This is a genomic window from Flavobacterium sp. RSSB_23 (genome assembly GCF_051547145.1).
Taxonomy (GTDB): Bacteria; Bacteroidota; Bacteroidia; order Flavobacteriales; family Flavobacteriaceae; genus Flavobacterium.
Genome location: NZ_JBPTTO010000008.1, coordinates 119864 through 134827, shown reverse-complemented (window position 1 = coordinate 134827; position 14964 = coordinate 119864). Strand labels below are relative to the sequence as shown.

Annotated in this window: 14 protein-coding genes and 2 pseudogenes; 13 read left to right on the top strand and 3 right to left on the bottom strand. The window is 32.2% G+C overall.

From position 1 onward, the window contains the following. Positions 1 to 111 precede the first annotated feature (111 nt). The 9 genes from ACSVH9_RS12915 (at position 112) to ACSVH9_RS12875 (ending at position 5709) form a co-directional block, all read left to right on the top strand. Complete coding sequence (locus ACSVH9_RS12915) at positions 112 to 609, top strand: hypothetical protein (protein WP_438064072.1); 498 nt, start codon at positions 112 to 114, stop codon at positions 607 to 609. 64 nt (positions 610 to 673) lie between these two features. Then, entirely contained in the window at positions 674 to 1048 is a 375-nt protein-coding gene (locus ACSVH9_RS12910; protein ID WP_438064071.1) for a hypothetical protein, read from the top strand. Between the two features lie 150 nt (positions 1049 to 1198). After that, positions 1199 to 1705 (top strand): YegJ family protein, encoded by a 507-nt coding sequence (locus tag ACSVH9_RS12905; protein ID WP_438064070.1) that lies wholly within the window; start codon positions 1199 to 1201, stop codon positions 1703 to 1705. A gap of 168 nt (positions 1706 to 1873) precedes the next feature. Continuing rightward, the gene (locus ACSVH9_RS12900) at positions 1874 to 2356 is read left to right on the top strand and encodes a hypothetical protein (protein WP_438064069.1); all 483 of its coding nucleotides are present in this window, start codon (positions 1874 to 1876) and stop codon (positions 2354 to 2356) included. Continuing rightward, entirely contained in the window at positions 2322 to 2828 is a 507-nt protein-coding gene (locus ACSVH9_RS12895; RefSeq protein WP_438064068.1) for a hypothetical protein, read from the top strand. Before ACSVH9_RS12900 ends, ACSVH9_RS12895 begins: the two co-directional genes overlap by 35 nt. A gap of 263 nt (positions 2829 to 3091) precedes the next feature. Beyond that, a complete protein-coding gene (locus ACSVH9_RS12890) occupies positions 3092 to 3709 on the top strand; it encodes a Crp/Fnr family transcriptional regulator (protein ID WP_438064067.1) in 618 nt (205 codons plus the stop codon). 100 nt (positions 3710 to 3809) lie between these two features. Further along, positions 3810 to 4460 (top strand): NADPH-dependent F420 reductase, encoded by a 651-nt coding sequence (locus tag ACSVH9_RS12885; protein ID WP_438064066.1) that lies wholly within the window; start codon positions 3810 to 3812, stop codon positions 4458 to 4460. A 95-nt stretch (positions 4461 to 4555) separates the two neighbouring features. Then, complete coding sequence (locus tag ACSVH9_RS12880) at positions 4556 to 5302, top strand: hypothetical protein (protein WP_438064065.1); 747 nt, start codon at positions 4556 to 4558, stop codon at positions 5300 to 5302. A gap of 56 nt (positions 5303 to 5358) precedes the next feature. Further along, complete coding sequence (locus ACSVH9_RS12875) at positions 5359 to 5709, top strand: hypothetical protein (RefSeq protein ID WP_438064064.1); 351 nt, start codon at positions 5359 to 5361, stop codon at positions 5707 to 5709. 142 nt (positions 5710 to 5851) lie between these two features. Here ACSVH9_RS12875 and ACSVH9_RS12870 read toward each other — a convergent pair. Then, a pseudogene (locus ACSVH9_RS12870) lies at positions 5852 to 6277 on the bottom strand (MFS transporter); the annotation flags it as partial. Between the two features lie 313 nt (positions 6278 to 6590). On the opposite strand from ACSVH9_RS12870, the gene ACSVH9_RS12865 reads away from it, so the two are divergent. From ACSVH9_RS12865 to ACSVH9_RS12850, 4 genes are all read left to right on the top strand, one after another. Next, entirely contained in the window at positions 6591 to 8300 is a 1710-nt protein-coding gene (locus ACSVH9_RS12865) for an IPT/TIG domain-containing protein (protein WP_438064063.1), read from the top strand. Next, positions 8290 to 9633: a hypothetical protein gene (locus ACSVH9_RS12860; RefSeq protein ID WP_438064062.1), complete on the top strand. Its 1344-nt coding sequence runs from the start codon at positions 8290 to 8292 to the stop codon at positions 9631 to 9633. Before ACSVH9_RS12865 ends, ACSVH9_RS12860 begins: the two co-directional genes overlap by 11 nt. Before the next feature lie 95 nt (positions 9634 to 9728). Further along, positions 9729 to 11363, top strand: a complete 1635-nt coding sequence (locus ACSVH9_RS12855) for a hypothetical protein (protein WP_438064061.1) — start codon at positions 9729 to 9731, stop codon at positions 11361 to 11363. Positions 11364 to 11629: 266 nt separating this feature from the next. Then, a complete protein-coding gene (locus ACSVH9_RS12850) occupies positions 11630 to 12088 on the top strand; it encodes a DUF4440 domain-containing protein (protein WP_438064060.1) in 459 nt (152 codons plus the stop codon). A 48-nt stretch (positions 12089 to 12136) separates the two neighbouring features. Here the strand turns inward: ACSVH9_RS12850 and ACSVH9_RS12845 are convergent. Both ACSVH9_RS12845 and ACSVH9_RS12840 read right to left on the bottom strand, forming a co-directional pair. Then, a pseudogene (locus ACSVH9_RS12845) lies at positions 12137 to 13723 on the bottom strand (DHA2 family efflux MFS transporter permease subunit); the annotation flags it as partial. A 157-nt stretch (positions 13724 to 13880) separates the two neighbouring features. Beyond that, positions 13881 to 14960, bottom strand: coding sequence for an HlyD family secretion protein (locus ACSVH9_RS12840; RefSeq protein ID WP_438064059.1), 1080 nt, complete (start codon positions 14958 to 14960; stop codon positions 13881 to 13883). Between the last annotated feature and the right edge of the window lie 4 nt (positions 14961 to 14964).

The window sequence follows — 14964 nt, the reverse complement described above, 5'->3', positions numbered from 1 at the left end:
TATTTGGAAAGTTTAGGCAAATCCGAAAATAAGGCTTAATTTAAACCCAAACCTCTTATAGTAAGCGAACGTAGTGGCTATAAAACCTAAAAATAGCAGAAAAGACGAATCATGAAAGAGAAAAAAAATCTAATATATGTCATGCCTTCAATTGTGTTTTTATCAATTTTTATGTTTGGTTTCCTAATATTGATAGTCACACTTTATATAGAAGTAGAAAATTTTACGATCTATAAAAATATTTATGACTTAAGCATCGTATTCCTATTATTTTCCTCAATTACAATTCCAGGATTTATATTGAATTATCGCTATGAAATACTAAATAGAAATCGAAAAATAACTTTCAAACAAAATCATTTAGAAATTAAGACAGAAGCTGAAATAGAAAATATTTTATATGAAGAAGTCTTGGAAGTGGAAAAACATATTGTTTCGTGGAAAGGGCGAAATCCTTGGAGCGATTATTACTATGTTAAATTAAACTTGAAAAACGGAAAGAAAATATATTACAATTGTTTAACCGAAACGATAAATTCAGAAAATAATCTATTAAAACGTAAAAGAATTAAAAAGTTTACAATTGATAATTTATATCCTTGGTACTAGTTTACAGCCACTAACACTTGCTACAAGAGGAACGTAAGTGGTAATGCAAAATAACTCCTTAATTATGAAAAAATCATTATTACTTGTCTTGTTGTTTTTTAATTTAGTTTCATTTAGTCAAATTAGAAAATCCGCAGCTGAAGAAGTTACGATAAGACTGGACACAATTGAAAATTATCTTAAAGGGAAAAGTGGTATGAATGTAAAACTTTCAAATTCTATTGCATGTTTGACTGGAATTATTCCGAAAAAAAGCGATGGAACTTATTTAGGTTGGATTTATTATCCAACAATGGAAGAGGTTAAACTTTGGAGAAAATGGTTAAAAGTAAATAAGGATAAATTATTTTATGGAGTGTTGTCCGATAATACAATCGGATATGACGAAGTTATTGTGAAATTTGAAGACGGAACAACAAGATCATCATATTGCAAGTAGATGAACAGCCATTAATAGCTGTTATACTAGATTTGCGCATTTTGTTTAATTTGAAAATGGTCTTGTATTTTGGAAGTTTTGGCAAATCCGAATAATGGGCTTAATTTAGTACCAAACCTCGTGTAGCGGCGGGGACTTTATAAGCCATTTATGAAAAACCTGCAAATAAAGACATTACTTCTATTTTTTTCAATTTGTATTTTAAGTTGTATATCCAACAAAAAAATCGAAAGAGAAAATGAGCCTACAATTTATAACGTTGAAGAAAATGACGTTGAAATGAATAAGGCAATCGAAAAAGCCAAACAAACTTTAGATAGTTTTGATTATGCTTTTAAAACTAACACTAGAGTTTTTACTTTTTTTGGTTTGAAAAAGAAATTTGAAGAAAATAGTAATGTTGAACATATTTGGATTGGAAATATTCAAGGCGTCGAAAATGGAAAATATATTGGCGTAATTGACAATTTACCCGAAAAAATTAAAAGCGTAAAACTTGGAGATACCGTCCAAATAGGCAAAAAAGAAATAAGCGATTGGATGTATATTAAAAATTCCGAATTACATGGCGGATATACGATCAGATTGCTGAGAGAAAGAATGACGGAAGAAGAACGGAAAAAATTTGACGCAGAAAGTGGAATGAAAATAAAATAAACGGCTTATGACAACTACAACGGATTTGGGCAATTGGTTTAATGGGAAGTTGCTTTTCTATTTGGAAGTTTAGTAATAACCGAAAAATAAATCTTACTCAGTTAGAAAATCTATATTAATTAAAGAATGTTAGTTACAAGTCTAGAATGCTACAGTAAAATATAAACTATGAATATGTCAGAGCAAGAATTAAAAGAGCAAGAAACTGAAATTAGGAAAAACTTAGCTTATGTTTTTGTTCCAATCGCTATAATTCTTGTGATTATAGCTGTTTACCAAAACAATTCATTAGACTATAAAAGACAAAAATATCTAGAGAGCAAACAAACAGAATTCAAAGGAAAAATAACTGCAAAAAAAGAAGAAGGAGATTATGCTAGAGGTCCAAGGTTTATGATTTTGAATGATTTCAATGAGGTTAGAATTCCAAACGAGATTTATTATCAAATAAATGTGGGTGATTCGGTTTATAAGGAAATAGGAAAAGATTCGGCATATTATTTCTTGAAAAACGGAAAAGTACTGATACAAGACTGTAACGAATACCTCAGAGAAGATTACCTAAAGTTTAAAAGTAAAAAAAAAAAGTCGTTAGTTTCCAAAAATCGGATTAAAAATGAAAATAATACTAGAAAAAAGTTTGGATTTTAGACAGTTTCAAAATTTGATTATTTTGACTTTTATAACTTTAATGGTGTTTTTGGGTATGCTTAACTCAGTTGAATATAAATCTTACTACATTTTTGAATGGATTTTGCTCTTTTTGAATGTAATATTCATTGCAATTTTATTCCTTAAGAAAGGTTTGATAATCTACAATGAAAAACTTTACGAAGCTGTCTTTTTATTCGGTTTTGTATTGCAAAAAAAGCTTATTGAAACCTCAAATTTTAAACAACTTATTTTGTCAAGTGGAAAACGTTCAACAAACTATGCTTATTCAAATGCTAGTATAGATTTTCATCATTGGGAGCCAGATTTAAATCACTCAGAAACTAGTTTTACAATAGTTATGATTGATGAAAAACAGCTTAATAAAAAAAAGATATTGTTGTTGACAAAAGCAGAAAAAGTAAAACTTGCTATTGATTTTATTTCTAAGAATACAAATTTAAAGTGCTAACAAAAAGTCATTACACCCCAATCCCCCAATAACCTCTCCCTAAGCGTCAGTATAAAAACTGGTTTTGTATTCGAAGAATTAGTTTTAACCGAAAGATTGCGTATTTTTAACTCCAGCCTGCGTGCAAAGCGGGAACTAAATTTGACATTCACAGAAACGAACTTTGCGCTGTATGTTTTTTTTACTTTAAATGGATTTGTAAATTATCAAAAGTCTAACTTTGAATCGTATCCGCGTAAAGCAAGACAATTCGAAATACACAGATGAGTACAATGGAAGACAACAAGAATATCCCTTCGCAAATAGCCCCTTTGTTGGATTATTTTCAAAAAATGATTCCGCTTAATCTTGAAGAAAAGCAATTGGTAACCGACTTGTTTAAACCAAGACTTTATCGCAAACGACAATATGTGTTGCAAGAAGGTGATGTTTGTAATCAGTTTAATTTTATTGTGCGGGGTTGTTTGAGAATGTATAAAGTTGATGCCAAGGGGAACACTCATATTTTGCAGTTTGCAGCCGAAAATTGGTGGCTGAGCAATATAGGTAGTTTTCACGAACGCCAACCTTCAGAACTTAATATTGATGCTCTAGAGGATACTATGGTTTTGCAAATTAGCCACGCCAATTTATTGTTACTTTATACCAAGGCTCCAAAATTCGACCGTATTTTTAGAGTCTTAATGGAGAATAGTTTTGTGTCCCTCCAAAAGCGATTATTACAAAACATTAGTTCTACTGCCGAAGAAAGATATTTAGCTTTTCAGGATAATTATGCCCATCTCACCAACCGATTACCACAAACACAAATAGCTTCATTTTTAGGCATAACGCCTGAGTTTTTGAGTCGATTGCGAAACAAGCAGGCTAAAAAGTCTTAATCTAGATCAATACTATTTCTTGATGCAGTTCATTGTATAAGGCCTGCGTTTTGATGCAACTTTGCCGATGTAATTTATACATAATTTAAAAAGTAATAGTATGACAACAACATCAAAAGTAGCCGTAATTGGTCTAGGAAACATCGGGAAAACCATAACTCAAAATTTAATTAAAAGTAATAGACCTGTAATAGTCGCAACTCGTCAGTTAGAAGAAGCCATAGCTTTCTCTCAAGAACTAGGAAACTTGGTAACCCCAGCCGAAACCCGCGAAGCCATTCAGCAGGCAGATATAATTGTACTTTCGGTTTGGTTTCACACCATAATCGAATTTTTGGAGCAGTACCGCGAAGAACTAAAAGGAAAAATAATCATCGATCCCTCAAACCCTATTGCTCCAGATGACAAAGGCGGTTTCAAGAAAATTATTGGTGAAAAAGAATCAGCAGGGGAGTTGCTGGCGGCTATTTTACCCCAAGACGCAATTTTGGTAAAAGCCTTAGGTACATTAGGAGTGGCTTCATTGGCAAATGCTGCCTTTGCATCACCCGAAAAATCGGTATTGTTTTATGCAACCAATGATTCAGCTGTTGATGGCGTGGTAGCACAGTTGCTTCAGGACACAGGTTTCGAAGCCTTAAAAGTAGGAGGGTTGAATCAATCCATTCGTATAGAAGTTTTTGGAGATTTACACGAATTTGGAGCCATTGGCAAACCAGTGAGCGTGGCCGAAGCCCAAACAAAAATATAATCCAAAAAAGACCCGAAAACCAGCGATAGGGCAGACTATGATTTGCAGCAATCCACTATCAAAATCTCGATTTAATCACTTAATACTAGTAGCATATGAAAAAAGTAATTGCATTAGCCGCCATTGTTTTATGTTCCCAAATTGTTTTTAGCCAACAGCTAAAATTAGGGAAGCAAGTTTTTGAATTACACAATGTGACGGGTTCCATTGTTAACTTTCAAGGTAAAAAAGTACTGAAAATCGAAAGGGATTTAAAAGCACTTCCATTTGATGAAAACCGATTAGAAGCTACAGTAGACGAGCCACATTATGCCAAATTACTCGGTTTAGACGATTTTGAAAACGGGACAATCGAAGTGAAAATGTATAGTCAAATTCAAAATCCTTCGCCATACAAACCTGCCGCTGGTTTTATTGGTGTCTTTTACCGCATAGCCCAAAATGACGCAGCCTTTGAATCCATTTATCTAAGACCAAAAGTTGGAAGAGCGCAAAGTCAATATGCCAGAAATCATGCCGTGCAGTATTTTTCATATCCCAAATACAAATTCGACACCTTGCGCAAAAACTTTCCAGCAGGTTCCTATGAAGGTTCAGCTCCTGTGGCTTTGAACGAATGGATAACGATGCGTATTGAAGTAAACGGAGAGACCGCAGAAATGTTCATCAACGACTTGAAATACTCAAGCTTTATCGTAGACAAAATGCTAGGCACTATCCAAAAAGGGAGCGTTGGTTTGTACGTTGATATTGCCACAATTGGCTATTTCAAAGACCTAAAAGTCACCAAAAAAGCACTCAAAGCAAAACCCGTCAAAAAAGAAGATAACGGTTCGATTTAATAGTAAAAAGTGCGAAAAAAACGAAACAAGCGCCAAACAACATTTAAAACAATACAATGAATTCAGCAGCAACAGCAACCCAAAATGTCCTAATGCATCATTTAACTGCATTTGGCGAGAACAATATAGACGAGATACTTTTAGACTATACAGAAGCATCCTTGATTCTAACCGACCAAGGTACAATTCAAGGATTGAGCAACATCCGCCAGTTGTTCGAAGCAATGTTTCGACTAATTCCTTCGGGGGCAACATTCGAAATGAAAACCTTAACCATTAGTGACCGTGTCGCACACATTATCTGGTCAAGTCAATCCCCAATGGCAGAAATCCCCTTTGGTTCAGACACCTTTTTAATCGAAGACAATAAAATAAAAGTACACACCATAGCCACCTTACTCGTTTAAATTAGTATTTATTCTTCAGTAAATATTTACTGCTATCGAATGAATAAAGCGTTTGACAATTCTTGAAATAGAATTTTTAAATTGCACAAAGTAATGATTCACAAAAAAAAGCCGATTTCAGTTCTAGAAATCGGCTTTTTCGTTAATGCATTGCATCGGCGGGATTGATTTTGTTTTTTCCTTTTTTGACCAAAAGAATGAAAGGAATACAAAACAAGAACAAATACCCCAAATACAAAAATATATCCGAAAAAGTAAGTACTGCGGCTTGTTGTGTCACCATCATTTCGAGGGTTTTGTACGCTTTAGACAAGGCTTCGTTCATGGCATAGCCTTTAGACATAAAACCCATTTGCAGTTGGTGTACTCTCTGTTGAACTTCAAAGGAGGTGTTATCTAAATAACCAATCATATTCACTCGATGTTCTTGATTGATTCTAGCGATATAAGTAGTGATGATGGCAATTCCAAATGAACCACCCAATTGACGCATCATTCCTGTAAAGGCTGCTCCTTCGCCAATATGTTTACTGGAAAGGGTAGAAAGGGAAAGCGTTGTGATAGGTATTGTTATTTCAGCGCTATAAATAGTAAAAGTACCGTTGTCCTCCCACGTAGATTATTGCTTGATAAGAATGCTATAAGGGTTGGTTGGTCAAAAAATTTCATCAGCAATTTGGGTAGCCGACTCAGTGGAATGTTGGTTTTATATATAATAGTTTTGGTTAATCCGAAAATTAGTACTAATTTAGATTCGGAAACGTGTAACACTAGAACGTTAGCACCAATTTTGACTTTTTTTGAAAGAAATTTATAATAAACCTTCATAATAAAATACTGATTATATCAGAGATTTTTTCTTTTTACAATATTGATTAAATATGAATACTACCACCAAAACCATCTCTATTATATTTATATTATTAATATTTTTATTAAACTCCTGCAGTTCTGAAGAAACAAAATATATACCTCCAACCCTAGTAAACTTTCCTGAATCTGGATTATTAGGACAGCCAATAGTGATTGAAATAAAGAATTTTGAAATTGGAAAATTACAAGTCTTTTTTGATTTAGAAGAAGCTCAAGTGAATTATGTCTCGGATAAAGAAATTATGGTTATTGTTCCTAGAACAATCAAAACCAATACCCCAACACTCAAAGTAATTGATTTAAATGAAAACAAAACAATTCTTAATCAAACATTTTCTTTAAAAAAACCTATAATAAGTAAATATAGTAGTGACAAGATTACCTTTAATGAAACTTTTTCAATTTATGGTGAAAATTTTGACTTATTGAAAGATTTCATAACTGTAACTGTGAACAATGAAAAAGCCATAATTAAGAATGTTGATTATAATAAAATTGAAATTGAAATTCCTAATAAAATAAAAACAGCGAATCTAGAAATTAAAGTAAGAGCACAACTTCAAGAAGTAGTCTCCATCCTGCCTTTACTTTTAGAGTCACCAATGATTTCAGGTATTAATAATAGTTCTACTTGGATTGGAGCACAACTTATAGTTTTTGGAGAAAATTTCAATCCTAATTTAGGTTTTGGAGAAGTTTTTATAAATGATATTCCCTGCTATTTTACAGCTTCAAATAATAAATTAAGTATTGATGTTCCTCCTGGTCCACACAAAGATTTTAAAATTACTAATGTTAAATATAAAACTGCAGGTTTGACCACTAATTTTGATTGTGATGTTCCTATTTTAAATGATGTCATTATGGTAGATTATTTGAAAGATATAAATATTCAAAATCCAGTTATTGTATATAATAACAAAGCATATCAATTTAAATTTAAAAATAAAGCATCCTATGATTTTAATTTTAATTATTCTTTACTAGAATTTTCTCCGACTACTGAAAAGTGGACAGAATTATCATCATTTAGTTATGCTGGGTATCTGTCTAAAATTGCTTTTGATGGAAAAAAAACAGTTTATTTGTATAAAAGATCTACCGCAGGTAATTATTCATTATCAAAATTTGATTTGAGCACTATGGTGGAAACTCCAATTTCACTTCCGTTTGGAAATAAGATTGACAATCCTATTCTTTTTGCGTATCAAAATAATTTTTACTTTATAGGTGGAGTCATATACAATAACGGGACATCAACAGTAGTTCAACAAAAATATCAATATTCTGAAAGCACAAATTCTTGGAAGACACTACCAACTTCCGCTTTTTCAGCATTTCCTAATTGTGATACAAGTGGATGTGGCGAGAGTAAATGTTTTTTTGTAGGAGACGATATTTATATTACAATTTTTACGGGTATTTTCAGGAGCTATAAAATTAATCCAAACTTGGATGTAAAAGCTAACATACCCTATGAATTATTATTTGAATATTCGAATAAAATTTTTGGACTTCGCCCAAATTCAAATAATGAACTATACAATGTCAACACAAATGCATACAAAACACTAGACTATACTTCTGTATTAAATTACGGTTCAAGTTTTTTTTCGTTAAACAACGAAATTTATTTTACTAGAAATAGCTGGACTGTATATCATCAAAACACATTATATACTCAAAAATTAAGAAAGGAAATTTTAAATGGCTTATAGTAAAAAGAAATGCAACATAGTAATCACTTTGCTTGTATTCATTATCCTAGGATGCAGTACCGATGAAGATAAGGACAATGCACCATTAGAAATAGTTGTGACTAATTTTGAACCTTCTTATAGTCGGGTAAAAATTAATTGGGAAATTAAAAGACCTAATGGAGTTATTATTGAAGATTTATTAATATATAGACATTCTAAAAATAATGATTCAGATTATGAGCAGGAAAAACTGATAGCCAACTTACCTTCAAATGAAACAGCATTCGTTGATGATGATGTTCCCTATACGAAAAACGTAACTTATTTAATTAAAATTAATTATAGAGATGAGAGAAAAAAATCTTTAATTGTTGAGAATTTAACGAGTGAACCAAAAAAGTTTATTCGTGAATTAATTATGTTTGATAGAGTTCCTTTTCAAGTCCTAAAAGATCCAAATCAAGCGGATATTTTCCACATATTAGACAAAGAAGGTACGGGCTTTTTAAAAAAATACAACAGTGCACAAAACAAACTAACAGATACAAAAGTTTTTAAAGACGGAAGTTTATTAAATAATAAAATTCAATTAGTAAATAAGAACGAAATATTTCTTGCTGATACACAAGGCACAATTTATAGAATTAATGCCAATGATTATAAAACTATTTCTACTTATAATACAAAGATTGTCGATAAGTTAAATGCTTTTTCAGTATTAGGCAATCTAATATATTATATGGATAATAATATTTGGTGTTATTATGAAATGACTACTGGTGCAAATGTTAATACGGGTATGGTAGGATTTTCTGATTATTTAGAGTTTTACAATTCAAATAAATTATTCTCTTTAGTTAGTTATAATTTAAGTAGTTGGATAGATATTCTAGAATTTTCCACTACTAATTTAACTTGTTTTAGTTGTTTTTTTAGATCGTATAATAATTCAAACACTTTGTTGAAGCCAAATTCAACTGATGCGAATATATTTGCTTGGAACACATCAAAGTCTAAGATAATTACCTCAATTAATGGTTGCCTTTTTAATATCAATGACTTTGAAATAGAAAAAAACTTATATGAGCTTACCGGAAAACGTTATTTCCAATTTGCCTATGATAAACAAGATAATCTATATGCAACAGTGCAAGGAGAAAAAGTAATTCATAAATTCAATTCCAATTACGAGCTTATTGAAGTGATTAAAACTAAACTTTATCCATTATTTCCAATGATTACAAGTAGTGGTTTAAAAGTTATTGGAGGTTACGAACCAGTATCCTATTGGAGTTTCGGATATGGATACAATTTCAATTTTAATATAAAATGTGCTATCGAAACATTTTAATATGAAGAATTAAAGTACAGTTAAGGCAAAAATAATTTATTCATAAAACAAAAATCAACTAAAGAATTAATAGAATCAAATTTTTAAGCATAATTATGAAACCATTTAGGGTAATAAAACAATTTTTATCTTTAATCGTACTAGTGTTATTTATTAATTGCTCAAACGAAAATGAAGCACCTATTCCTGATAATGCTGTTTTTGAACCCCAAACTGAGTTAATAAGTTTGACAGGGAATAAAGATCAGTTAAAGTTGACTTGGAAACCAGTGGTTATTAAAAAATTCAGAAGTTACAAAGTATATAGGCTTAATTCATACACAAATAAGTATTTTTTCCCAGCAGCAATAGTATCGTCAGGCGAATTAGTATTTGAAAGTACAAACAATTTGAAAAATGAATTTACAGACAATAAAGTTCCTTTCGACTCCTTTTCAGGGTATGCGGTAGTTATTGAGTACTATAGTGAAGAGAATAAGATAGAGAGGTTGGTAAGTAAGAATTGTCTGTTTTATGAGAACAAGGATTTATCATTTTCGCTTACTTCCATAATGCAATTAGAGGACGGTAGTTTAAAATTAGAATGGGAAAAAGATTCAAATCTGAATTTTAAAAATTATACAATATACGCTGTAAATGAAGACTATTTAAATACTGAAGATTTTACTAATAATCAAAACGCTTTAAAAGTCAGCAGCAATCAAAACGAAAATAGTTTTATTGATGCCGCTTCCTACTTTAAAGGTCAAATATTCTATGCGGTATCAAAGCTAGTCAATGGGAAGGTTATACGTAGTAAAAACTATTTAAGCATACAAAACCCAAGAATTCTAAATTTTAAGCCAAGTCAAACTCTTAAAAATCCTTATAATGAAGATGAACTAATCATTATAAATAGTGATGGAGGTGAAGTCTTATTTTACAATATTAAATCTTTAACTATACAAAAAGTAGTCGTAACTGCTCCAATTTTCTTTTGTTCTATAGGTAAATATCAAGGAGTTGAAGATCTATATGTGCCAAGTAAAGATGGTAAAGTTTTTGTTATTGATTTAGCTACTCGTAAAATAAAGGAAACGATATTCCTAATTACAGATTATAATATATTATCAGTAATTCCGATTAATGATAATCTATTATTTCTAGAGAAGCATCCATATGCAGATGGAGGGGGACCGCTTGTCTATAACCGCATCACAAAAAAAGTTCTAAATAGAATAGGGGGATACAATATAAGTGGCACATCCAAATTGATCTACGCTAAAGAAAACTATTTTTTTAATGTATGGAGTGATGGTTTAGAGTATGGAAGCGAATCAGCTATTAGAAGACTAAACATAAATGGCAATAATGTTGCTACTGATTTTCTTTTTAATGAATCTAAATCTGATAGTAGATTATTTGCTTTATCAGGAGATAAAACTTTTTTTGTAAGTACTAAATATGGTTATCAATCTGATGTCAACTATGAGAATTTTACTGAGGTAACTACTAATAAATATTATCAGGATGCTTTTTTTGGCGATGTAAAAATTATTGAAAATAATTTTATTTATTTTACTGTACCAAATTACTCTCGAATTGATGTTTTCGAAAAAAACAACTTTAATTCAATAATAAAGCAATACAAAACAAATGGTATTCCAATATTACTTGAGGTTTTTCAAAATCAAATCGTAACATTAAATCAATTGGGTAATAATTATTATGTAGAGACTATTTTTAAGTAGAAAATCGTTGCTAACTAATAGCTCTTGTTCTAAAGAGGATGACAAAGTTCCTTGTTCTGAATTAGATATTCAAAGTGAAGTAAATCTGACTTTTTAAGAAATTGCTAAAGAATTTGATCTAATTAAAATAATAATTTTGTTGTTTTGAAATAATAGATATGGTTTTCTGGGAACTTATTTTGGAGTACTATAAAATCCAAAAAAAAATACTTCACTTTAGTCCTAAACCCAGCAAAAATAAACGCAATACTATAATCTCAGCAATAATGAAAAAACATACCACCCTACTTTTAATGCTATTTTTCACCACAATAGCATTCGCTCAAGGTGCAATAGAAGCCCATAAAAAGCAGTTTCAAAATTTAGTACAAGAATCGTTTGACGAAATTTGGTCAAAACTAGAAGCTAAAAAGATTGAGAAATATTACACCAAAGATTTCTTGCTTTTGGAACACGGAGAAGTTTGGAATAACGATACCATCGCAACTTATTTGAACAAAGCCAAACTCAATTTGCCCATCCCAAAACGAGTAAACAAAATTGAAATCATTGATGTCAAAGTCACTAATAAAACCGCTTGGGTGGCTTATCACAACTATGCAACCATTTCCATTGACGATAAAATCATTCGAAAACTGCATTGGCTAGAAAGTGCCACAGCCATTTTAACCGACAAAGGTTGGAAGTTCGATATGCTACACTCCACGCGAATTAAAAGTGAATAAATAGATACACCAAAAATCCGATTTCAGTAACAGAAATCGGCTTTTTCGTTAATGCATTGCATCGGCGGGATTGATTTTGTTTTTTCCTTTTTTGACCAAAAGAATGAAAGGAATACAAAACAAGAACAAATACCCCAAATACAAAAATATATCCGAAAAAGTAAGTACCGCAGCTTGTTGGGTCACCATCATTTCGAGGGTTTTGTACGCTTTAGACAAGGCTTCGTTCATGGCATAGCCTTTAGACATAAAACCCATTTGCAGTTGGTGCACTCTCTGTTGAACTTCAAAGGAGGTGTTATCTAAATAACCAATCATATTCACGCGATGTTCTTGATTGATTCTAGCGATATAAGTAGTGATGATGGCAATTCCAAATGAACCTCCCAATTGACGCATCATTCCGGTAAAGGCTGCTCCTTCACCAATATGTTTTCCAGTTAAGGTAGACAACGATAGGGTAGTGATGGGAACAAACAAAAGCCCTAATCCAACACCTCTTAAAATCAAAGGCCAATACATATGCTCTTCTCCAGAATCGGGAGTGATGACTAAATGCATCCAATACGTAAAGCCAAAAAAGACAAAAAATCCTGCGGCAACCAAGTACGTTTGTGGGATTCCTTTTTGAATCATTTTACCAATAAAAGGCATCATAATTCCTGTGGTTATCGAGCTTGGAATCAATAATAATCCCGCATCAGTAGCGCTCCATCCTAAAACTGATTGGGTGTAAATTGGAATGATAAATGTTGAACCATATAAACCAAATCCAAGAATAAAACACATAATCGTTCCAATTCTTAAATTGGAGTCTTTGAGTACTCTCAAATTTACAATAGGATGTTCATAAGTGAGTTCTCGCCAAATGAAGAAAAGCAAACCAAAGAACGAAACAATACTTAAAGCTACAATAAGAGAATTGTTAAACCAATCGTCTTGTTGTCCGTGTTCCAACACAAATTGTAAAGAACCAATAAAAGCCGATAGAAAAAAGATACCTAACCAATCGACTTGATTGGCCTTTAATTTAACGCCATATTTTGGGCTTTTTATAAAAGAAAGGGTAAGCAATGCCGCAATAATTCCAATCGGAATATTGATGTAAAAAATAAACGGCCACGAGAATCGGTCAACAATATAACCTCCCAATGGTGGTCCCAAGGTTGGTCCTACGATTACACCCATACCATAAATAGCTTGCGCCATACCTCGTTTGGCCAAAGGATAACTTTCAGTAACAATCGTTTGTGCGGTTACCAAAAGAGCTCCACCACCCAATCCTTGAATGAAACGAAAAGCCACCAATTCCCATATATTGGTTGCATTTCCACACAAAAAAGAGGAAACAGTAAATATAATAATGGATACCGCAAAATAGTTGCGTCGCCCAAATTGTTGCGACAACCAACTGGTCATTGGGATAATGATAACGTTGGCAATGGCATAGGCGGTAATTACCCAAGCCACATCCGTAAGTGTCGCTCCTAAACTGCCTCGCATATTGTTGAGTGCTACATTGACAATAGTAGTATCTACTACTTCAAGCATCGCACATAGCACACAAGTAATGGTAATTATTACGCGTCTAAAACCGTACTCAACTAAATCGTCCGCTTCTGTTTGTACCATTTTTTTACTCCTTAGTTTTTTTAGTGATTAGCTCTTATAGTCTTTAGTGATTAGTAATTAGTCATTAGTGAATATTGCTTGGCGAAAATCCCTTAATAGTCAACCTGCTAACAGCTAGGGACTAATTACTAATCACTAATTACTGATAACTAACAGCTATTTATTTCAAATGAACATCAACTTCGACATTCATACCAGGACGCAAAAGTTTGATTTTATTGGCATCATTGGTTTTATCTAAACTAATTTTTACAGGCAAACGCTGAATGGTTTTTACAAAGTTTCCAGTAGCATTGTCTGGTGGTAACAATGAAAATCTTGAACCAGTAGCTGGAGAAAAAGAAGTAATCGCTCCTACAAATTCATAGTCTGGGTAAGCATCAACTTTCATCGTTACTTTTTGACCAATCACCATTTTGTTCAATTGCGTTTCTTTGAAATTCGCTACAACCCAAGCTTCATCATTATTGATAATATAAAATAAGGATTGTCCAGCTTGTACCAATTGTCCAGGTTGAATGTCAATTTTAGACACTTGACCATCAATGGCAGCAGTAACAACAGTATAAGTTAAATTAAGTTTGGCAGCATCTAAAACGGCTTGTGCTCTTTTGATGTTGGCAGCAGCAACTTCCGTTTGCTTGTTCGAAACTTTTGATTTGGCTTCAATAACTGATTTTTGAAAAGAACTGGCTCGCTGTTGTTGTTGTAACACTCTCAATTGACTTTCAGCTTCTTGTTTCGTAGCCAAAGCTTGCTCGTATTGTTGCTTTGTGATGGTGTGATTCTTGTATAAGTTTTCATAACGAGCAAAATCACTTGTAGCTCTTCCTAATCTAATTTTTGCCGATTCGATGTTGCCTCCTGCAGAAAGTACATTGGCTTCAGAAACCGAAATACTAGCTAAAGCACTTCCAATATCTGCTTTGGCTACTTCAAAACCACCTTCAGCACCAATCAATGCCGCTTTGGCTTCTTCAATTTTAACCTGAAAATCTTTTTTGTCTATCGTAAATAAAGTATCTCCTTTTTTTACAAAGTCATTATCTTTTACATATACTTTACTTATATAACCTGCTACTCTAGGAATAATAGGCGTCATGTTTTTCTCTATTTGAGCATCATCCGTTTCTTCATGCGATTGTGCATGATTGTATTTGTAAATACCATAAATACTGCCAAGTACTAACAATGATACTGTGATAATTAGGAACTTTATATTTGTTTTTTTCTTTTCCATGGGA